The sequence below is a fragment of the Flavobacterium fluviale genome (assembly GCF_003312915.1).
Lineage (GTDB): Bacteria > Bacteroidota > Bacteroidia > Flavobacteriales > Flavobacteriaceae > Flavobacterium > Flavobacterium fluviale.
On record NZ_CP030261.1, the window covers coordinates 2,743,943 to 2,765,522 of the forward strand.

At 33.2% G+C, this 21,580-nt stretch carries 20 protein-coding genes; 2 read left to right on the plus strand and 18 right to left on the minus strand.

Annotation, left to right across the window (positions count from 1 at the left end; all coding sequences use genetic code 11):
• Window positions 1–68 precede the first annotated feature (68 nt).
• The 8 genes from HYN86_RS12065 to HYN86_RS12105 all read right to left on the minus strand — a co-directional run bounded on the left by HYN86_RS12065 (window position 69) and on the right by HYN86_RS12105 (window position 10,291).
• Window positions 69–488: an OsmC family protein gene (locus HYN86_RS12065; RefSeq protein WP_113679928.1), complete on the minus strand. Its 420-nt coding sequence runs from the start codon at window positions 486–488 to the stop codon at window positions 69–71.
• A gap of 736 nt (window positions 489–1,224) precedes the next feature.
• On the minus strand, window positions 1,225–3,204 hold the full coding sequence (locus HYN86_RS12075; RefSeq protein ID WP_113678255.1) for a DUF349 domain-containing protein: 1,980 nt from the start codon (window positions 3,202–3,204) through the stop codon (window positions 1,225–1,227).
• A 247-nt stretch (window positions 3,205–3,451) separates the two neighbouring features.
• Window positions 3,452–4,198 (minus strand): lipid A phosphoethanolamine transferase, encoded by a 747-nt coding sequence (locus tag HYN86_RS12080; protein ID WP_113678256.1) that lies wholly within the window; start codon window positions 4,196–4,198, stop codon window positions 3,452–3,454.
• Between the two features lie 67 nt (window positions 4,199–4,265).
• On the minus strand, window positions 4,266–5,018 hold the full coding sequence (locus HYN86_RS12085; RefSeq protein WP_113678257.1) for a shikimate dehydrogenase family protein: 753 nt from the start codon (window positions 5,016–5,018) through the stop codon (window positions 4,266–4,268).
• Window positions 5,019–5,020: 2 nt separating this feature from the next.
• Window positions 5,021–6,415: a tetratricopeptide repeat protein gene (locus tag HYN86_RS12090; RefSeq protein ID WP_113678258.1), complete on the minus strand. Its 1,395-nt coding sequence runs from the start codon at window positions 6,413–6,415 to the stop codon at window positions 5,021–5,023.
• Window positions 6,416–6,676: 261 nt separating this feature from the next.
• Window positions 6,677–7,870 carry an aspartate aminotransferase family protein gene (locus tag HYN86_RS12095; protein ID WP_113678259.1) on the minus strand — a complete coding sequence of 398 codons (1,194 nt, stop codon included), beginning with the start codon at window positions 7,868–7,870 and terminating at the stop codon, window positions 6,677–6,679.
• A gap of 242 nt (window positions 7,871–8,112) precedes the next feature.
• Window positions 8,113–8,598: a hypothetical protein gene (locus HYN86_RS12100; RefSeq protein ID WP_113678260.1), complete on the minus strand. Its 486-nt coding sequence runs from the start codon at window positions 8,596–8,598 to the stop codon at window positions 8,113–8,115.
• A gap of 10 nt (window positions 8,599–8,608) precedes the next feature.
• Window positions 8,609–10,291: an OstA-like protein gene (locus tag HYN86_RS12105; RefSeq protein ID WP_230406357.1), complete on the minus strand. Its 1,683-nt coding sequence runs from the start codon at window positions 10,289–10,291 to the stop codon at window positions 8,609–8,611.
• Window positions 10,292–10,585: 294 nt separating this feature from the next.
• Here HYN86_RS12105 and HYN86_RS12110 point away from each other — a divergent pair, with 294 nt between their 5' ends.
• Window positions 10,586–12,457: an alpha-amylase family protein gene (locus HYN86_RS12110; protein ID WP_113678261.1), complete on the plus strand. Its 1,872-nt coding sequence runs from the start codon at window positions 10,586–10,588 to the stop codon at window positions 12,455–12,457.
• A 75-nt stretch (window positions 12,458–12,532) separates the two neighbouring features.
• Here the strand turns inward: HYN86_RS12110 and HYN86_RS12115 are convergent, their stop codons facing one another.
• The 8 genes from HYN86_RS12115 to rsfS all read right to left on the minus strand — a co-directional run bounded on the left by HYN86_RS12115 (window position 12,533) and on the right by rsfS (window position 19,283).
• Window positions 12,533–13,585: a glycoside hydrolase family 130 protein gene (locus HYN86_RS12115; protein ID WP_113678262.1), complete on the minus strand. Its 1,053-nt coding sequence runs from the start codon at window positions 13,583–13,585 to the stop codon at window positions 12,533–12,535.
• A gap of 69 nt (window positions 13,586–13,654) precedes the next feature.
• Window positions 13,655–14,434, minus strand: coding sequence for a superoxide dismutase (locus tag HYN86_RS12120; RefSeq protein WP_113678263.1), 780 nt, complete (start codon window positions 14,432–14,434; stop codon window positions 13,655–13,657).
• 8 nt (window positions 14,435–14,442) lie between these two features.
• Window positions 14,443–14,712: an acyl-CoA-binding protein gene (locus HYN86_RS12125; RefSeq protein ID WP_113678264.1), complete on the minus strand. Its 270-nt coding sequence runs from the start codon at window positions 14,710–14,712 to the stop codon at window positions 14,443–14,445.
• Window positions 14,713–15,366 carry a phosphatidylserine decarboxylase family protein gene (locus HYN86_RS12130; protein ID WP_113678265.1) on the minus strand — a complete coding sequence of 218 codons (654 nt, stop codon included), beginning with the start codon at window positions 15,364–15,366 and terminating at the stop codon, window positions 14,713–14,715.
• On the minus strand, window positions 15,356–16,246 hold the full coding sequence (locus HYN86_RS12135) for a phosphatidate cytidylyltransferase (protein ID WP_113678266.1): 891 nt from the start codon (window positions 16,244–16,246) through the stop codon (window positions 15,356–15,358). The genes HYN86_RS12130 and HYN86_RS12135 overlap by 11 nt, the downstream gene beginning before the upstream one ends.
• 1 nt (window position 16,247) lies before the next feature.
• Window positions 16,248–16,853, minus strand: a complete 606-nt coding sequence (locus tag HYN86_RS12140; RefSeq protein WP_113678267.1) for a lactate utilization protein B/C — start codon at window positions 16,851–16,853, stop codon at window positions 16,248–16,250.
• 117 nt (window positions 16,854–16,970) lie between these two features.
• Window positions 16,971–18,896 carry an ATP-dependent zinc metalloprotease FtsH gene (ftsH, locus tag HYN86_RS12145; protein WP_113678268.1) on the minus strand — a complete coding sequence of 642 codons (1,926 nt, stop codon included), beginning with the start codon at window positions 18,894–18,896 and terminating at the stop codon, window positions 16,971–16,973.
• A 15-nt stretch (window positions 18,897–18,911) separates the two neighbouring features.
• The gene (gene rsfS / locus HYN86_RS12150) at window positions 18,912–19,283 is read right to left on the minus strand and encodes a ribosome silencing factor (protein ID WP_007809313.1); all 372 of its coding nucleotides are present in this window, start codon (window positions 19,281–19,283) and stop codon (window positions 18,912–18,914) included.
• A gap of 94 nt (window positions 19,284–19,377) precedes the next feature.
• On the opposite strand from rsfS, the gene HYN86_RS12155 reads away from it, so the two are divergent.
• Window positions 19,378–20,106, plus strand: a complete 729-nt coding sequence (locus HYN86_RS12155) for a biotin--[acetyl-CoA-carboxylase] ligase (RefSeq protein ID WP_113678269.1) — start codon at window positions 19,378–19,380, stop codon at window positions 20,104–20,106.
• A 260-nt stretch (window positions 20,107–20,366) separates the two neighbouring features.
• On the opposite strand, the gene HYN86_RS12160 is transcribed toward HYN86_RS12155, so the two are convergent.
• A complete protein-coding gene (locus tag HYN86_RS12160; RefSeq protein WP_095954711.1) occupies window positions 20,367–20,759 on the minus strand; it encodes an orotate phosphoribosyltransferase in 393 nt (130 codons plus the stop codon).
• A 168-nt stretch (window positions 20,760–20,927) separates the two neighbouring features.
• Window positions 20,928–21,575 (minus strand): orotate phosphoribosyltransferase, encoded by a 648-nt coding sequence (pyrE, locus tag HYN86_RS12165; protein ID WP_113678270.1) that lies wholly within the window; start codon window positions 21,573–21,575, stop codon window positions 20,928–20,930.
• Window positions 21,576–21,580 lie beyond the last annotated feature (5 nt).

The window sequence follows — 21,580 nt, forward strand, 5'->3', positions numbered from 1 at the left end:
TAAATAAACTGTAGATATAAAAAAAACCATTCGCTTGCGAATGGTTTTTTTTTATATCTATTTATTGCCTAACTGATTAATTCAGCCGACAATGTAATAGTTGTATTCAGTAATTTTGAAATCGGACAGATTTCTTTTGCTTTAGCAGCTGTAGATTCAAATTCTTCTGCAGAGATTGAAGGCACTTTTCCTTTTAAATCTAAATGAATCAAAGTTATAGAACCATCTTCAAAAGTAACTGTAGCTTCTGTAGTTAAATCATCTGCTGTAAAACCAGCTTCGTTTAATAAGAAACTTAATTGCATCGTAAAACAGCCAGAATGAGCTGCAGCAATTAATTCTTCAGGGTTTGTTCCAACTCCATCTGCAAATCTTGTTTTAAATGATAGTTGTGCATTATCTAATGTGGTACTTTGTGTGCTGATTTTCCCAGTTCCTTCCATACCAGTTCCTTTCCAGTTGGCGTGTGCTTTTCTTGTAAATTTCATTTCAGTAGTTATTAAGATTATTAAATAATGTTTTTTATTTGTTTGACCATCAATTAATGATGTATCTATCAAATATAAACAATATTTTTCAGAATAGTTTTATGAATTTGTTATGTAAAGGTGAGGCTTGGAAAAAGGGTTTCATGTTTCATGCTTCATGTTTCATGTTTGAGGTTTCAGGTTTCAAGTTTAGTTGCGTCTGTCAGGCTGAGCGAAGTCGAAGCCCGTTGCTGTTGAAGATGTTAAAAAATTTTACCGCAAAGTTCGCTAAGATTTTTATTTAGTAAAGTTTTTATAAAACACAAAGATCGCAAAGCTTTGTCCTTAATAGTGATTATAGACAATGTTTTCATGCCGAGGAACGAGCGATCTATAAGAATCCAGCGCTAATTGTTTTTTAGATTGTCGAGTCACTTGTGGAGATCCCTCGTTCCTCGGGATGACAAAAATTAGCGTATCGCTTTATGTTCTTAAGTTTAATTGTCGGTCGTGTAATCTTTGTCAAAGTTTTAAACTTTGACAAAGAATCTATATCATAATATTAGGATAAAGCTCTGCGATCTTTGTGTTTTACAAAACCTAGAAGATACAAATCTTAGCGAACTTTGCGGTAAATTCGCTCCAGCAAACCACCAAATACAAAACCTTAGCGAACTTTGCGGTAAAATTCGCTCCAATAAAAAAGGAGCAATGAAAAATATCATTACTCCTTGTATAATTAATAAAAAACTAAAGTTTATTCCTGACCTAAGTTCCTTAATTGTTTCAGTTTTTCTTTCCAAACTTCAAGGCTTTCTTTATGAATCGCAATGTTTTTACGAACCTCGAGAACTATTGAATTTTCTTTTTTCGCATTTTTAGTATTTGCAAAAAACTGAATGTTATTTTCTAATTGGAAAATTTCATTTTGTACTTCCTCAATTTTACGCATTAAGAAAATCTTTTCATTGTCTAACTTACGAGTGTCGTTGCTGTCAGATAAAGAATCAATTCTATTAGAAAAACGCATCATTTCAGTTTCTTTTTTACTCAAACTTAATTTTTCAAAAAGGGCATCTAAAATTTTATTGAATTTTCCTTCTATATGGCGTCTTGAAAAGGGAACTTTTCCGAAGCCTTTCCAAGTCTCAATATGAGCTTTTATAGCATCTAAATCTGTTTTGTGATCTCCTGTCAGCTGGAAAGCTCTTAGGGTTTCTAAGTATGCTTTTTTGTTGTCAAAAGCTGCAACTTCTTCGCCGTTTTCTTCAGACTTATGCTCTTTTAACTTATCAAAATAATGGTTGCAGGCATCTTTAAATTCTTTCCAGATTTTATCGGAATATTTTTTAGGCACATGACCAATTTGTTTCCATTCTTCCTGAATCTGTTTCATTACAGGAGTTGTAGCTTGAAAATCGGTGCTTTCTTGTAGTTCTTTGGCCTTAGCAACAAGCGCTAATTTTTTGTTTAGATTGTCGTTTTGGTCTTTTTTAATATCCTTATAAAAAGAATTTTTAAAAGCATTGAAATTTCTAACGGCTGTCTTAAATGCTGCCCAAGTTTCTTCATTTACCTCTGATGGAACTTTACCAGCTGCAAAAAACTCATTTCGTAAATCCTCTACTTTTTGAATCTGTACCAGCCATTGCGAGTGAGAATTTACCTTTTCTGTTCCAAGAACTTCAATTTTTGCGATAATCTCTTTTTTCGCTTCAAGATTTTGTTGTTCGTTAGCTCTTTGGCTCTCAAACAATACTTCTCTCTTGTCGTGTATTTTCTTAGTTAATTCGCTGAATTTATTCCAAATAGCATCACGATGTTCTTTAGAAACTGGTCCGATTTCTTCTTTCCAGATTCGGTGCAAATCTTGCAATTCGCGGAATGATTTATTTACATCAGAATCTTCTACTAATTCTTCAACTCGAGCGATTATTTTTTGTTTTAATTCTAAGTTGTGTTTGAAATCTAGATCTCTAGCTTCACGATCTAAGTGAAGGTAATCGTAGAAATTCTCCACATGGAAATGGTAGTTATTCCAAACGTGATTGTACTTGTCTTTTGGAATTGCACCGGCATTTTTCCATCTTTCTCTTAATTCATTAAAATGTTTAAGAGTATCTTTAATGTTTTCCTGCGGATTGATTAACTCTTTTAATTCTTCAACAATTGCCAGACGATTCTCTAAATTACTTTTTAAATTAGTCTGTAAATGTTTAAAATGAGCATTTCTTTTCTCTCTAAAAACATTGTAATATTCATCAAATTTTAATTTAAGAGGGAGATGATATTCGAATTCTTCGTTAGGATCTGGATTAGAAGCATTGAATTCTTCTCTTTTTTCCTCTAGAAGATGGTGGTATTGTAATAGAAAAGCTTTTTTAATTTCCTCAATGTGATCTTTTACAGACATTACCTTATCTATATTAACCAATTTTTTAAGTTCATCTACGAGAGCATCCAAAGAAAATGTGTTGTAATCCTGCATAGGAATATCGTGACGCTCTTTTAATGTTTCGTCTTCACTTTCAGCTGCATTTGAATTAGTTATAACATCCAGCGCTTCTTGATGCTCATTGTCATTACTATCTAGTGAATTTTCAGTTTCTGAAGTGGAATCTTCAACTAAAGTTTCTGAATTAGATATTTCAGCCGCATCATTTGGTATAGAATCGTTAATTTCGATTCCTAATTTTCCGTCTGCTTCCTGCAGGTTGTCATTCTTTTCTTCTAACATCTTTAAAATGTGTAAGGTTTTTGTTTTTAACAGTGCGAAAGATAGTAAAGGTGTTTCTAAATACAAAATAAATCGCTTGTTTATGCTGTATTTTACGATGAAATTCTTATTCTTTGTACTTATCCGCTATAATGTTGAATCTTTTTTTATCGAATTTTTAAAGTATCTATAAATTTAAATTATATATTCTTTTTAGATTTTTATCGTATATCCGTAAAATTATAAAGGATTTAATGAATTATATTGCTTAGAAAAGAATTAGTATTCCCACTTCTAAACCAAAATTATAAGTTCGGTTAACGCCAAATCCTGCACTAGGATGTACGTAGACTAAATTTGTTGGAGTAATCTTTCTGCCAAATTCAATAAAAGCATTATTTTGAAATCCATCTAAAATAGCATTGTATCTAAATGCAGCATCGGCAGCAACCCAGTTTTTTCCAAAAAAGTAAAGTAATACATTTTCAAAAAGTGTGACACTAATATTATCTCGCTCATCATGTCCAGCAAAACTACCTTGATATTCTAAAGTCGAAAGCCAGAGAAACTTTCTAAGATTGAAATATTTTCCGTAAACAACAGCTGGCATGACCACCCACTTTCCCGTCCCAAAATTAGGATCTGCTGCGGTATTGGCGTAAACTCTTGTGCGCAAGGCTATACCGTTATTATTTTTTAAATATGGAATGTAACTCAAGCCCATGCCAATATCTCCAATTGCTGTTTTGTTAATTGAATTCGTGTTTGCAGAAATTAGTGGCAGATCGAAGCGCAGATTCCAAGCTTTATTTCCTATTGGCAGTAAAACACGCAGTTGTGTGGTATTATAAGATCCATTATCAGTATTTAAATATTCATCAAATAGAATAATTGTTTTGAGAAAATAATGATAACGAGGCTCAGAAAAAGGATTTTGCAAAGTATCTTTTTCTTGAGCGGAAAGGAGATTGTTAAATAAAAAAAATAAAATGCTAAGTAATTGTATTTTATTCATAACCACCTGTTAATAAGTGGTTTAAAAATACAAAAAATACATTAACATTTTATTTTTAATCTTTGTTTTATTTGTTCCAGATTTTCCAGGCTTTTTCTGCTTGAAAAATAAGCATGTCGAGACCATTTTTTATAACGGCTCCTTGTTCTTTTGCTTTTTTCAAAAAAGTCGTCTCTGCAGGATTGTAAATCAAATCGTATGCAATGTGTTTTTCTGTAAAGAATTCATAAGGCAGATTTGGACAAGCTTCAATATTTGGACTTGTACCAACTGGAGTACAATTGATTATAATTTGAAAATTGTCAAATGTTGTTGCATTGATCAAATCATAATCAATAATATTCTCTTTGGCTTCTCTAGAAACAAAAGTATATGGAATATCAAGTTCGTCCAAAGCAAAAGCAACACCTTTCGCAGCGCCACCAGTTCCTAAAATCAGAGCTTTTTTATGATGTGGCTCTAACAGTGGTTTTAGTGATTTTTTAAATCCATAATAGTCAGTGTTATAGCCTTTTAGTTTGCCATTTTTGGTAAACTTTATAGTGTTTACAGCACCAATTAAAGATGCTTTTTTTGATAGTTTATCTAAGAAAGGAATAACTTGTTCTTTGTATGGAATAGTGACATTTAAACCCTTTAAATCTGGATTGTTTTTAATCAATTCAGTGAAGTAATTAATCTCAGAAATGTCAAAATTTTCATAGCTGTTGCCGGCAAAAACTTCATTATTAAATTTTTCTGTAAAATAACCTTTTGAAAAAGAGTAGCTTATGTTACGGCCCAATAATCCAAAACGTCTTCTCAATAAAATATCAACCATTATTATTTACGATGTTTTTCTATATAATTTTTTACTGTTTTCTTTGCCCATACCACTGGAAACAAGTCTTCAATTAAGATATAGTTGTCAAAATTTAGACGTAAACCATTGCTTAAATGAAATTTAGCTTTTGTATTATCCTGAATCATAAAATACAAACCAGCCAAACGATATTCAATTTCATTTTCTTCAGGGAAATATTCTGAAGCTTGTAATAAAGTCTGAATAGCGCTTTCAAATTCTCCTAAAAACTGAAGAATATCAACCCAATATAACCAAGTATCTAACGCGTAATCTCCAAACTCAACCGCTTTTCTAAAACCAAATTCAGCTTCTTCAAAGAAATTCATGTGTTTATTGATAGTCGCATATCTTTTCCAGTACAAACGATTTTGATTGTCGATTGCCAAAGCTTTATTGACAAAAAACAATGCTTTTTGATAGTTTTTCTGGCGAAGATGAAAATCGGTAATCGCAATCCATCCTTTATCCAATAACGGATCTTCGTGAACCGTCTGGTTATAGTATTGAATCGCTTTCGCTAAATTTCCAAGTTTTTCATAACATTTACCAATTCGAAGCAGAGCATAAGATGTCGCATCGTCCAGTTCAATGGTCCTATTATAACTCTCAATGGCATCATTGTATTTTTTTAGACGCTCATAAGCTTTTGCTTTTTCCATGAAAGCGCCCAAAAACTCATCGTCAATAAGCGTTGCATAATCAAATGCACGAATGGCATTTTCGTACTCTTTTACACCGTAATGAAGGCGTCCAAGCTGGTGCCACGCAATTTCGCTGTAAGGATTTCTGTTGATGTATTCGTTTAAATAAGCAATAGCTTCTTGATTTTGATCTAAAAATTCAAAACAATATACCACGTTATAAAGAGCAGATTGATCTTCTAAGTCTTCTTCAAGACATTTGATAAAATTCTCTTTTGCCAATTCAAGATTATCCATAAAAAGATATTCCATTCCAATCAAGTTATACACATCAGCATAATCATCTGTGTATTGCAGCGCGATTTTTAACAGTTCAACCGCTTTTTCGTGCTGATCTCTTTTAGAACAAATATTGGCTTTTTGGATATAAATTTCCTCGTTGTTAGGTTCAATCGCATACAACTCGTTCAAAAGCTTTTCAGCAATGTCGAGTTTATCATCATAAACCAGCATTTCTACTTGTACTAATTTTAAGCCTGTAGATTTTGGATGTTGGTCTAATGCAAGTTTCAAGGCCTTTTTTGCTAAATTAGCCTTGCCTATATCTAAGTAATGAAGAATGATTTCTTCAAATTCTTCAGAATCAAAAAAGAGTACTTTGTTAGTTTTTAACATCGACTCAAATTTGGATAGGGATAGGTTATAATCTTCTTCTTCGTTGCTTAATTGCATACTTCGTATTTTTGAAATTAGCCTGTTATAAATTTAGGCAACCATATAATTGTTGTAAGGAAAGAGAATTAATTGTTTTGAACAATTTAATTAACAATATATAGCGTTTTTTATTCTATTTTGGGAAGAAATCTCCTTTAATCTTAAGGGATTAACTTCGGGTTTATTATTTTTTTATTAATGCTGGAAGATTTTTAAGAAATTTTAGCTCTTTAAAGCTAACTCATTGTTCTTCAGTGATTTAAAATATACCAGGCAATTTTATTTGTTATTCTTTTGCATGATATCATCCATAACCTCTAAAATAATTGCGCAGCCTTCTCTAATTTCTTCTTCTGAAATAGTTAATGGAGGAGTGATTCTTATCGCACATCCTTCAAACAAAAGCCAGAATAAAATAAGTCCTTTGTCTTGACAGCTTAAAATGACTTCGTTGGTAATTTCTGCGGATTCGGTCATTGCAGCCAGCATTAATCCTTTTCCTCTAACTTCTTTTATCAAAGGATGTACCAAAAGCGATCTGAAGAGTTTTTCCTTCTCCAGTGTTTCTGCCATTAAATTTGTTTCAGTTAATTCCTGCAAAGTAGCCAAACAAGCTGACGCAATGACAGGGTGGCCTCCAAAAGTGGTTATGTGTCCTAATTTTGGATTTTCGGTAAGAAGATCCATTCTTTCTGCAGAAGCAGTAAAAGCACCAACCGGCATGCCGCCGCCCATTCCTTTACCCATGACAACAATATCAGGAACAACGTCATAGTTCTGAAAACCAAATAGTTTACCCGTTCTCCCAAAACCTGGCTGAATTTCATCTACAATCATCAAAGCTCCAACTTCATCACAGCGGTTTCGAACTTTTTGCAGAAAATTATTTTCAGGCTGAATAAATCCTGCGCCTCCTTGAATGGTTTCCAGAAGAATTGCTGCAGTGCGGGTTGTTATTTTTTGTAAATCTTCTTCGTTATTAAAAGTAATAAAATCTACATCTGGAAGTAAAGGTCTAAAGGCTTGTTTGCGTTCTTCAAATCCCATAACACTCATTGAACCCATTGTGTTTCCATGATAAGCGTTATGACAAGAAATAAGCTGACTGCGTCCTGTGGTTCTTTTTGCCAGTTTTAAAGCACCTTCGATAGCCTCTGTACCCGAATTAACTAAATAAGTTTTGTTTAGTGATTCTGGCAGGAGTGAAGCCATCAATTTACAATATTGAACTGCTGGACTTTGCGAATATTCTCCGTAAACCATTACATGTGAATATTTATCCAATTGGTCTTTTATAGCCTGATTAACTCTCGGATGCTGATGTCCTAAAGTACAAGCCGAAACTCCGGCAACAAAATCTAAATATTTTTTATCGTTGGTGTCGTATATGTAAGATCCAATGGCGTGTGAAACTTCCATTCCTAGTGGGTAAGGAGAAGTTTGTGCCTGGTATTTTATAAAATCTGGATTCATTTCTTTAAGGTTCAAAGTTGCAAAGGTTTTCTAAGGTTCAAAGTAGCAAAGGTACTGAGGTTCTAAGGTTTTCTAACTTTACGCTTAGGTTAACTTTTGTGAATTGATAATTCGCAAAAGACTGTAAACTGCGACTGCGATTGAAAACTTTTTTAAGGTTCAAAGTTGCAAAGGTACTGAGGTTCTGAAGTTTTAAAGTTAATTAGATATGATCTTTAAATTTAAACTAATGAAATTTATAATTATTTATTTTTTTTTTGAAGAGATTCAATATCTAGTACATCACTCAAACGATTTAAACTTGTTTTAGATAACCTTCTAAAAGCTAATTCAATAAATATAAACCTAATCATTAAGACTTGCATTATTGCAACCGCAGTAAACAATAAAAATAAATTTGCCTCTTGCGTTAAAAATTGAGCAATAAGACCAACAGCCGGTAAACATAGAAGAATGCATAGTAAAATCTGAAACGGTTTGTTGATTTCTACGTTTACTATTCCATGTTTATTAGTAATTTCTCCATTTAGTACGCAGAAAGAGCCTTTTCCAATTTCAGATGAAATGATTCGGAATTTATTGTTATTAATTGTTCCTATAAAAGACTTATCAGTCATCTTTGAAATTAAATTCTCAGAAATTTGAGTTCTTCTTTTTAGCCGTTCTAGAGATTCTGTTGGTTCTCCAAGTATTTTGAAATTATAATTACTTGTTGGTAAAATTTTCATGTTTATGAAACTATTTATTGTCGTTTTTAGCAGTTTCTTTAGCAGCTGGCTTCTTTTTATCGTAATTCAAAGTTTCTTTTCTGACTTTCATTGGGACATTTTTGCCCTTTTCTTCTTCGTCTTTACCTTGTTTAATCAGTTTTTCATTAAGTTCATTTTCTTCTGCGGTAAAAATATCATCTTTAGATTTTATTCTTTCGTCGCCTCGCCAAACCATACCTCGGAGTTTTCGGGCGTTTTCAGGAAGTTCATCTTCAGGGAAAATATCGCCGTCAACTTTATTGAAAAAAGTAATAGTTTCAACAGCATTATTCTCTAAAATCAAATTGATTTTACTGCTTACATTTTTATTAATACCGATAAGCTCATTGGCGTCGTTCCGCATAAAATAAACGACTTCGGTATTCTTGACGACATCGACATCGTGCAGTTTTCCATCTTTGAATTTTCCAAATAAGTTGAGCCCTTTTACTTGGTTATAGCCCGTTCCGAGTGTGTCCTTAGAGATGAGAAAAGTATTATTCAGCACTTTTAGCGAATCAATTTTACGGGTTTTATTATCACCTATCAAGTGCATTACGTCTCCTGTAATCTGGCTCTCGCCATTCCATAAAATCGGCTTTCCAATTAACTTGGTCAAAGCACTTTTAGAATCAGAATGTATAGAGTCGCATTTTCCGCTCATGTCTACTTTGAAGAAACGAACATTGTTAAAAGCGCGTAAAATTCTTTCGCCTTCTTTTCCTGTAACTAATAATTTTTTTCCGTGAATGTAAACCGAATCATTTTCAACCAAATTGATTGCAACGGCTCTTTTCGTAACAAACATGGAATCTTTTAGTTTAAAAAGTTCGGCATAATGTCCTTTTACAATTCCTTTGTTAATAGAATCTGTGATTTTTACATTTCGCGTTGCCGATGCAAATTCTGTGTTTCTGTTATAAAATAAACTATCGCCTTCTATACGCCGATCATCATATTTGATATACGATTTCCTCAGAAAATGAGCTAGGTTTTTCTTTGTATCGTAAAATCCTTTTTCAGTATAAATATAATTGGCTTTACTCGTAATTGTTGAAGGACCAAAGAGATAAGTATGGCCAGAATTACTGTAATAATCCAAATGATTGGATTTGATTACATATTTTGGATTCGTAATAGTAACTTCGGTTAAAAACTGAAATTTCTTTTGTTCCACATAATATCTTCCAGATTTGCTGACCAAAGTATTGTCTTTGTTTACAATTGTTCCTTTAGTATTATAAAAAACTTCCTGAATATTTCTGTCAAAATTAATGGTATCAGTCTGCAATGTGGCATCTGGAGAAGTTAAAACAGCATTTCCTGTTGCAAAAGCTTTTTTTTCGTTACCGCTGTATTCTGCATATTTACTGTTTAAGAATAATGTATCGCCCTGTACTAATTGTACATTTCCAAAAGCTTTTAAATAATTCTCTTTTTGAAAGAAATATGCTTTATTACACGTAAGTACAACACCATCATGGTTAATTCTAACATTACCAGACAATAATAAACCATCAGGTACTAGATCCTGATTAACATCTGCATTATCTGAGTTTTCGATAATAATCTGTTTGGGAGCCTGTGCAGGTTTCTTTTTTGCTTGCGCGGAAATGAACTGAATGCTTAAGAAAGACAGACAAATAAATATGTAAAAGAGTGATTTCTTCAACTGATTAAATTTTTGTCAAATTTATAAAAAAGGTTACAACCTATGACTGTTATTAGGATTAATTTATAATAAGTCATCAACACTAAAAATGACAAATTCCACTACATTTATTTTTTCAACAAAACATAGAACTCTCACGTTGTAGTTGTGCTATTTCACCTTTAAAATGCTGCAATTCAAAAAGAGCTTGTTCTGAATTTTAAAAAATGAGTTACATTTAGGAAATAGTTTTTAATGCGTTCTATTAAGGAGCTTTAAAATTTAAAAACTATATTTAGATTAGCACAATATTATATGATAAGTAAAAGATTAATTACAGCAGGAATTACGTTAACTGTACTATTTTCGGCTTGTAAAACACAAGAATTAAGAATGAGTACAGCAAAAGAAGCGACTGCAACAGAAAAAAAGGTTGTAGTCTATCAAGTTTTTACACGCCTATTTGGGAATAAAAATAAAACGAATAAACCTTGGGGAACGATTGAAGAAAATGGTGTTGGTAAGTTTAATGACTTTACAGATAATGCGCTCCATGAGATCAAAGATTTAGGAGTTACTTATATTTGGTATACCGGTGTTCCGCATCATGCGCTGGTGCGTGATTATACAGCTTACGGAATCTCAAATGATGATCCAGAAGTAGTTAAGGGGCGTGCGGGATCTCCATACGCCGTTAAGGATTATTATAATGTAAATCCAGATCTGGCCGAAAACCCAGCAAAACGTTTAGAGGAATTTGAAGCCTTAGTTAAACGAACGCACAATGCAGGTTTAAAAGTAATTATAGATATTGTTCCTAATCATATTGCTCGTAAGTACGAAGGAAAATCAAATCCAGAAGGAGTAAAAGATTTTGGTACGGATGACAATGTGAATGTTGAATATGATAGAGATAATAATTTTTACTATATCCCAAGTCAGCATTTTGAGATTCCAGATGGTGACATTCCATTAAATGGAGAAAAACATCCGCTTATTGATGGAAAGTTTGACGAAAATCCTGCAAAATGGACAGGAAACGGATCTCGTAAAATTAAACCAGATCAAAATGACTGGTATGAAACAGTAAAAGTAAATTACGGCGTGCGCCCTGACGGAACTAAAGATTTTCCTGAGCTTCCAGCTGGTTTTGATCAAAAATCGTTTAAAGAGCATTTTGCTTTTTGGCAGGATAAAGATGTGCCGGATTCTTGGAAGAAATTCAGAGATATTGCCTTGTATTGGACAGCAAAAGGAGTTGATGGTTTCCGTTATGATATGGCAGAAATGGTTCCGTATGAATTTTGGAGTTATATGAACTCTTCCATTAAAATGAAAAATCCAAATGCATTTTTGCTGGCAGAAGTTTATAATCCGAATGAATACCGCAATTACATCCGTTTAGGAAAAATGGATTATTTATATGATAAAGTAGAGACTTATGATAAATTGAAAGATGTTAGTCGAGGAAAATCTTCGCCAGATGAATTGACAGAGATTCAAAACAGAATGTCGGATATCGAACATCATATGCTTCATTTCTTAGATAATCACGATGAGCAGCGTTTGGCAAGTCCTGATTTTGCAGGAACTCCAGAAAGAGGAAAGCCATTAATGGTTGTTTCGGCTACTATCAGCACTTCGCCTACAATGATTTATTTTGGACAAGAAGTAGGAGAGGCAGGAAATGAAGATGCTGGTTTTGGAAAACCTTCCAGAACGTCTATTTTCGATTATATCGGAGTTCCGAATCATCAGCGTTGGATGAACGACGGAAAATTTGACGGCGGACAGCTTTCTGATTCTGAAAAAAATCTTCGTGATTTTTATAAGCGTTTATTAAATTTTACAATTAACAGCAGCGCTTTGATGGGCAATTTTGAAGAAATTCAATCTGCTAACCGTCAAAACAATCCAAATTATGACCCATTATTGTATTCTTATGTTCGCTGGTCAGAAAAACAAAAATTGGTTGTAATTGCTAATTTCTCTTCTGAGAAAGAAAGTGAATTCGATTTAAAAATTCCTTCAACTGTTATTTCAAAATGGAATCTAAAAGATGGTTCTTATGTTCTTGTAGATAAATTATATTCCGAAAGCAAAACATATCTTACAGTCAAAAATGGTGAAGCTTCGGCACGAGTTAAAATAAAACCGTCTGAATCGTTTATTTATGAAGTAAATTAAAAAGTAATTAAATAGAAGTTTAAAATAAGCCTGCTTAGAGAATATATTATCTAAGCAGGTTTATTGTTTTTAATATTATTGTAGAAGCGAAATAATTTCTTTAATTGAAAATTTAGCGCCGCATACAAATTCATCAGATGCTCCATAGTAAACTGTAAGGGTATCACCATCAGGTTCTACGATATGCCCATTTGTAAAAACGACATTGCCAAAAAAGCCGCTTAATTCGTAATCTGTTTTAGGAAACATTATAGGAGTTTCTGTTCTCGAAATTACTTTTGAAGGATCTTCTAAATCCATTAAAAAAGCACCTAAACAATATTGGTGAAATTCGTTGGCTCCATGATAAATTTCCAGCCATCCAAATTCTGTTTTTATTGGTGCGGCCCCTGCACCGACTCTTTTACTATCCCAATTGCCTTTTCTGGTTTTTATAATGCATTTGTGATTTCCCCAGTGAAGACCATCGGGAGAAGAAGCAATCCAAATATAATTCCCGCCAATATCTACACTGCTCGGACGGTGTAAGGCATAGAATAAACCGTTTATTTTTTCTTCAAAAATCGCACAGTCTTTGTTGTGAGGAGGAAATATCATTCCGTGTTTTTGAAAGCTCTTCCAATCTGTTGTGGTGCGTAAACCAACTCCAACGCCATTGGAAGATACCGAAGTAAACGTTAAGTAATATTTTCCTTCAATTAAAGAAACACGGCAGTCTTCAATTCCGAAAGTTTCCAGAATTCCTTCACCAACTAAATAAGGATAGTTTTCAGGTTGGTAAAATTGTTTTCCATCATCACTGCATAGTAACCGAATGTGTGACAAAGTAGTTAAATAATCAATTCCCTGATAGTTTATAACGCGGGCATCTGTTGCAATAAGTTCGGGATGATCTTTGAGAATTTCTATAATTTCTATTAAACCTGTTTCTGTAAGTATAGGAAACGAGATAATGTTTTCTACCTGCGTTGGTCTTTCGGCAACCCTTACTGCCAGCCAGATTTTATTTTGAAATTGAAATACACCAGGATTAAGTAAACAAGTAATTTCCAATCCTTCCCTGCTTGGAGGTAAATCTGATGGCGAAATGATAGGATTTTCTGCAAAACGCTTGGCAATATCTTTCATAATGTTCGTGTATAATGAATATAAAAGATATAAAAAAAAGCTGATACTTAATTCGTACCAGCTTTTTTTCTATACTTTTTTAACCTTTTTGAGGGCTTCAACGTAATATTCATTTACTTTTTCCCAATTAATATGTTCGTAAAAAGCATCAATATAACTTCCTTTTCGGTTTTGATAATCTAGATAATAAGCATGTTCCCAAAGATCAATTCCTAAAATTGGCGTTCCCGGAATTAATGCATTTTTCATTAAAGGATTATCTTGATCTTGAGTTGTTGTAATTTGAAGTTTCCCATATCGGTCAACTACTAACCAAACCCATCCAGAACCAAACTGCTTTTCAGACTGTGCTTTAAATTGATTCGTTAAATTGTTAAAAGAACCAAATTCTTTATTAATAGAACCTGCAAGAGTATCTTTTGGAGTCTGCTCTTTAGGTGTTAGAACATTAAAATAAAGCGTATGATTGTAATATCCTCCAGCGTTTTGACGAAGTTTAGCATTATTTAAATCCATCTTTTTCAAAATATCCTCAATCGGCATATTTTCAAACTCAGTTGAAACAATTTCCTTGTTGAAGTTATTGGTGTAAGATAAATAATGTTTAGAATAATGAGTTTCTAAAGTCAAAGTTCGAATGGCGGGAGCAAGAGCGTCATAATTAAAAGGCAGTTTTGTCATTTCAAAAGAGCCGGGATCTGCTTTAACATCGTTTGGCGAACCAATAGTTATTTTCTCTTCTTTAGTGGGAAGAGGAACTTCTACAACTTCTGTCAGCTTATCTTCTTTACAAGAAAACAATAGTAAAAATGAAGCTAAAATGCTATAAAGAACAACGTTTTTCTTCATAATGTTATTTATTTTAATGTTAATGAATTAATGATCTCGATGTAATTTTCCTTGGCTTCATCTATTGACATATGGCTGATCTGCATCCAAGCGTTAGTTTTAAAAGCATTTCTCAAATCAAAATTTTCAGATTGATTGTAGATTGCTGTTCCAAAAGTAGCTTGTTTGTAAAAAGCATAAAGTCTTAACTGCACATCTTGCGGCAGTGAAGCCTGAGTCATTGTCAATGCAATTTCTACAGCTTCCGCAAAGCGAATATCTAAATCTTTTTCAGCCATTTATGCTTTCGTAGCAATAATTGTTTTTCCACCAATCGCTTTTTGATTTAACTCAACATTGATAGGTGTACCTAAAGGTAAAAATAAATCTACTCTCGATCCAAATTTAATGAAACCAGCATCTGTTCCTTGAACAACCTGTATTCCTTCTTTAGCGTAATTTACAATTCTACGAGCCAACGCTCCAGCAATTTGTCTGTATAAAATAGCGCCAAAACTGTCGTTTTCAATTACTACTGTTGTTCTTTCGTTTTCTTCACTTGCTTTTGGATGCCATGCAACAAGGAATTTTCCAGGGTGGTATTTACTAAATTTAATGATACCATCCATCGCGTAACGCGTTACGTGAACATTGATAGGCGACATAAAAATAGAAACCTGTAAACGTTTATCTTTAAAATATTCTCCTTCATAAACTTCCTCGATAACCACAACTTTTCCATCAACAGGAGCAAGGATGTGATCGGTGTTTCTAACTGCAATTCTTTTAGGATTTCTAAAGAATTGTAAAATAATGATCAAAACTACTAATGCTGCAATTTGAACAAGTGTTCTCAGCCAAGTGATATCAATAAATTTATCAGCTAATAAAACCACAACAACAGTAAAAACTACTCCTAATAAAATGGACGGGCCTCCTTCTTTATGAAACATAATATAAAATTTGATAAAATAAAAATATAATTGGTGCTACAAATATAACACTATCTAATCGATCTAAAATACCTCCGTGTCCCGGCATTATCGAGCCGCTGTCTTTTACACCTGCAATTCTTTTAAATTTGGATTCAATTAAGTCTCCGATTGTTCCAAAAATGCTTACAATTAAAGCAATTATTGTCCAGATTAAAATCGATTTGCTGCTAAATTCAGGATTTGGCTGAATGTACAGTTTGGAGATTAAAAAACCCGCAAAACCTGCAAAAACAACACCGCCAAGGAAACCTTCAATTGTTTTTTTAGGAGAAACACGCTCAAACAGTTTATGTTTTCCTATTGATTTTCCAACTAAATAAGCAAAAGTGTCATTAGTCCATATCAAAACAAATAATCCAAGAATAATTTTCGGATTATAATCATTAGTACCAAATGAAATTTTGACGATAAAAATAAAAGGAAGGGTAATATATCCCAGTAGATATAAATATTTTGAAGAAGTACTTATTTTCTGAACTGAATCATAAAACAAGAATATGATGCATTTTATAGAAACAACAAGTGTAACTGCTAAAAGAACTAAATCCAGCTGTTTAATATTGGTTTCTAAATTTATATTTGAATTGAAAGTATCGTTTAAAAATTTAGTTGTCTGCTTGTTATAATGGCTGACAAGTATAGTTACGCCATAAATTAACATTCCAAAAAGTATCGAGAATACTTTATTTAGATTTACTAGATTAGAAAATTCATAAACTGTGATAATTAAGAATACACCAAAAAGAGTAATGAAGCTTTCGGTAGAAAACAATATCGAAGTTAATAATAGAGCGATATAAACAGCACCAGAAATGGTTCTCTTCAGTGTTTCATTCATCTTAAAGATCTTCTAAAAGCAGTAAATAAAGATTTTTTGCAACACTTCCGTACTGCGTAAAGTCTTCTTCTTTGGCTTTTTCGAAATATTTTATTGTAGTGATATTAGTAGGATAGTCTCTTTCGTATTTACGCTTTATAGCGCTCAGTCCGTCACTTTTCATTGGCAGGATCTGGCTTGTGGTTGCTATAATAACAATATTTGCAGGTAATTCGTTTGGTTTGTTTTGTCTGATCTGTTTTGATGAAAATAAGATAGATCCTTCATCGGCAATAAGATTCTCGCAGCTTGCCAATAAGAATTTTGGTTTAGAAGGAGCGATGTAAAATAATTTGTTTTCTTCTAATAAGGTAAAAAGAGCTGGTTCATAACACAAAACTTCGCTTTCAAACCAATCATTTTCTTCTAGTATGTTTTCAAACTGTTCAGCAACTTCATCAGTGTTTTCACAATATAAGAACTTACCTCCATTTTTTTTAAAATTGAAAATAAATTGTTCGTCTAAAGATAAATGACTGTTCTGCGCAGATGTACCTGCATATTCGCTTTCGTTCTGTTCGTCAGAAGCGGCTTCACTTGAGCCAAATATTTTTTTGAAAAAATTCATTTTTTATATGAAATACTTTACATGTTAATTGAAAACGTTCAAAGATAAAAAAATCTTAATTCAAAAGGGTGTTTTGAATTAAGATTTTAAAAAATTATTACGTATTTCGTAATTTATTTATGAAACTACTTCTTCCAAATTTTTGTCAAAAGTTCGTTTTCCAAATATATTTTCTAGATCATCTTTAAAGATAACTTCTTTTTCAATCAGAATATCAGCTAGTTGATTTAGTTTGTCTTTGTTTTCTTCTAAGATCTGAATCGCTCTTTGGTATTGACCTTCGATTAATTCCGAAATTTCAGCATCAATAATTTTTGCTGTTTCATCAGAATATGGTTTCGAGAAGTTATACTCGCTTTGTCCAGTTGAATCGTAATAAGTAACATTTCCGATTTTATCGTTCAATCCGTAGATCGTTACCATAGCACGAGCTTGACGTGTTACTTTTTCTAAATCGCTTAATGCACCAGTAGAAATTCTGTCGAAAGTTACCTTCTCAGCCGCTCTACCACCCATAGTAGCACACATTTCGTCTAACATTTGATCTGTTCTAACGATTTGTCTCTCTTCTGGTAAATACCAAGCAGCTCCTAAACTTTGTCCGCGAGGCACAATAGTTACTTTAATAAGAGGAGCAGCATGCTCTAACATCCAGCTTACAGTTGCGTGTCCAGCTTCGTGAATAGCGATTGCTCTTTTCTCTTCTGGAGTTATAATTTTATTTTTCTTTTCTAAACCACCAATAATTCTGTCAACTGCATCAAGGAAATCTTGTCTGTCAACCGCAGCCTTATTGTTACGAGCAGCAATTAAAGCAGCTTCGTTACAAACATTTGCAATATCAGCACCAGAGAAACCTGGAGTTTGTTTAGCTAAGAAGTCTAAATCAAGACCTTCAACTTTTTTAATCGGTTTTAAGTGTACTTGGAAGATTTCCGCTCTTTCGCGAATATCTGGTAAGTCTACAAAAATTTGTCTGTCAAAACGGCCTGCACGCATTAAAGCTTTGTCAAGAACATCAGCTCTATTGGTTGCTGCTAAAACAATTACATTAGAGTTTGTACCAAAACCGTCCATTTCTGTTAGTAATTGGTTCAAAGTGTTTTCTCTTTCGTCATTTCCGCCAGACATATTGCTTTTTCCTCTCGCTCTACCAACAGCATCAATCTCATCAATGAAAATGATAGCAGGAGATTTTTCTTTTGCTTGTTTGAATAAATCACGTACACGTGAAGCACCAACTCCTACGAACATTTCAACGAAATCAGAACCTGATAAAGAGAAGAAAGGTACCTGAGCCTCACCAGCAACAGCTTTTGCTAATAAAGTTTTACCAGTTCCCGGAGGTCCTACAAGTAGAGCACCTTTTGGAATTTTACCTCCAAGATTGGTGTATTTTTCTGGGTTTTTTAGGAATTCAACAATTTCTTGAATCTCTTCTTTCGCGCCTTCTAAACCAGCAACATCTTTAAATGTAGTTTTGATATCTGTTTTTTCGTCAAAGAGTTTAGCTTTAGATTTCCCGATATTGAAAATCTGTCCGCCTCCGCCAGCGCCTCCGCCAGACATCTTACGCATGATGAAAATCCATACACCCACAATGATGATGATAGGAAGTAAGCTGATTAAAATATCGCTCCAATTATTTTTTTGAAGGAAATTAAAATCTTTCAGTTTGCCTTCGCTAACTGCTTTTTCAAGTTTTGTTTGAAATATTTGATCATTACCAATTTCCAACGTGTAGTGTGGACCTTTGTTTGGCTGTTTGAAAATATCTTCAGCAACTTTTTTATTTGCCGGGTCTTTAAGAGCCGCAGCATTTAAATATACTTCAGCTTCAGCTTTGTTGTACACAATAACCTTTTCAATCTGGCCTTTTTCTAAAAGCGTATTGAATTTAGAAGAAGTTAATTGAGCAGGTTCGCTTAAACTTGATCCTCCTGTGGCAAAACTTATGAATAAAAAAACTAAAAGTATTGCGGTATATATTAACCAAGGACTTATTTTAAATTTATTCGGATTTGGATTATTATCTTTAGCCATTTAATGAAAGTTTCTTTAGTATTTGTTCTCGATTGTAGTTATTTTGGCATCGCCCCAAAGGCTCTCGATGTTGTAATATTCGCGAATATGTTTCTGGAAAACGTGTACCACAATGTGTACATAATCCATTAAAACCCATTCTGCATTATCGGTTCCTTCAACGTGCCAAGGCTTATCTTTTAAGTCTTTTGATACTGTTTTTTGAATTGAGTTTACGATGGCGTTAACTTGGGTATTGGAGCTACCGTTGCAAATTACAAAATAGTCGCATACAGCTGTATCTATTTCTCTTAAGTCAAGAATATCGATATCATTTCCTTTTACTTCCTCAATCCCTTTGATTATGTTCGCCAGTAGAACATCATTATTAATCGTCTTTTTCGCCATGAATTATTTTATATGTGAATTTGTAAAGTTACCAAATTTTGTGATTATTTTTGAACCTTAACAAAATATTAAATTAAGTTATTTAAATTATTTAATGAAACTAATCAAACTCGATGCCATAGATTCAACAAATGATTTCCTGAAAGCATTGTCAAGTCAGGATCAACTGGAGAATTTTACGGTGGTAACAGCTGAAAATCAGACAAAAGGCAAAGGGCAAATGGGAGGAAAGTGGGAGTCTGAAGCTGGTAAAAACTTAATTATGAGTGTATTGGTAAAGGATTTTCTATTTAATAGCGAACAAGTCTTTAATTTAAGTATTGTCGTTTCACTAGCCGTTACAGAAGTTCTAAAATCGTTAAATATTCCTGATATATGCATAAAATGGCCAAACGACATTCTGTCATACAATAAGAAATTGGCTGGCATACTAATCGAAAACACCATAAAAAGCGATGGCAGGATCGTGTCAGTTGTCGGAATAGGAATGAATGTAAATCAAACCAATTACACAGATTTGCCAAACGCGTCATCTCTTGCAGTAATTTCAGGTAAATCTTTTGATAAAGAAGAATTAGTAATTTTAATTGTTGAAAGAATAAAAGATAAAATCTTATTATGGCAGACTTCTGCAAGTGATTTATGGAATGATTATTTTAATTCTTTATTCAAAAAAGGAGTTCCTATGCCTTTCAAAAACCTCAACGATCAAAATTTCATGGGAATAATTCAAGGTGTTTCTCCAATTGGAAAATTACAGGTTTTATTAGAAGATGATTCTGTTGTGGAGTTTGATATAAAGGAGGTTAAAATGCTTTATTGAGAGGTTCAAAGGGGCAAAGGTTCAAAGGAACAAAGGTTTTTTTTAGAGACGCACTGCAGTGCGTCTAACACATATTTACCACACAGTGTGATATTTTTTAGAAGAAGAAGAAATCTCCACAAGTAACTCGCTTTTAAATTGTTAATCTTTGTCGAATTTCTCGCGGAGATTTCTCATTCGTCGAAAAGACAAAAAACAAAAAAGTCCAATCGTAAGATTGAACTTTTCATTTATAATTCACCATTAATAATTCACCATTATTAAAGCTTATTCATATTATTTGCTAGAGTTTCAATGAATTTACTGATTGGTCCTTTAACCATCATTGCCATCATAGCATTAAACTCTCCTTCAAAAAACAATTGAACTGCACTTTCAGAATCAGAAATGCTGTCAATGTTCGAAGTCAAAGTAAACGGAAGTTTGTCACTTGCTGCACCCAAAACAATTTTGTTTGGAGCCACTTTGTCTTTCATTTTTAATTTGATTTCAGGCATCCCTTTCAATCCAAAAATAAAAGCGTCTTCGCCAGTCACTTCAAATTTAGCGATATTATCCGGCATTAATTTTTCAAAATTCTTAACATCAGTCAATTGATCAAATAAATCTTGAGCTGATTTCTGAACAGTAACTTTTGGACTTTCTAAGTTCATATATTTTTTGTTTTTTTATTTTTACCGCAAAGTGCGCTAAGGTTTTTTTATAGGCTAGGTTTATAAAACACTAAGATCGCAAAGTGAGATTAAATTCCCAAAAAAGAGCGAATCGATTTTTTAGAAAATCTAAAATCTATTCCGAGGCTTTGGGACTAAAATCTAAAATTACTCCTCTTGTCCCCAAGTCGATGGACTTTCGTTCCATTCCAGCAGAGTCGATTGCTGATCTTCGGTGATATATTGTTTTTGAACCGCCAAGTCTAATAAATTTTCGTAGTTGCTCAAAGTGAATAAATCAATATTAGCTTCTTTAAAATTTTCTTCAGCAACGCCAAAACCGTATGTAAAAATTGCGGCCATGCCTTTAATGTTCGCACCTTCGCTTCTTAAAGCTTCCACAGCCATCAAACTGCTTTTTCCAGTACTAATTAAATCTTCGACAACCACAACATTTTGTCCTTTTTGTAAAAAACCTTCAACTTGGTTTTGTCTTCCGTGTTTTTTAGGTTCCGGACGCACGTAAACGAATGGAAGTCCTAAACTTTCGGCAACCAAAATTCCAACTCCAATGGCTCCAGTGGCAACACCAGCGATCACATCGGGTTTTCCAAATTGTTTTTCGATGTTCTTAGCAAACTCATCACGAACATAGTTTCTGATGCTCGGAAATGAAAGAATTAACCTATTATCGCAATAAATAGGAGATTTCCAACCAGAAGCCCATGTAAAAGGATTTTCGGGATTCAATTTAATTGCATTTATTTGCAAAAGCAATTCGGCTGTTTTTTCGGCAGTATCTTTATTAAAAATCATAGTAC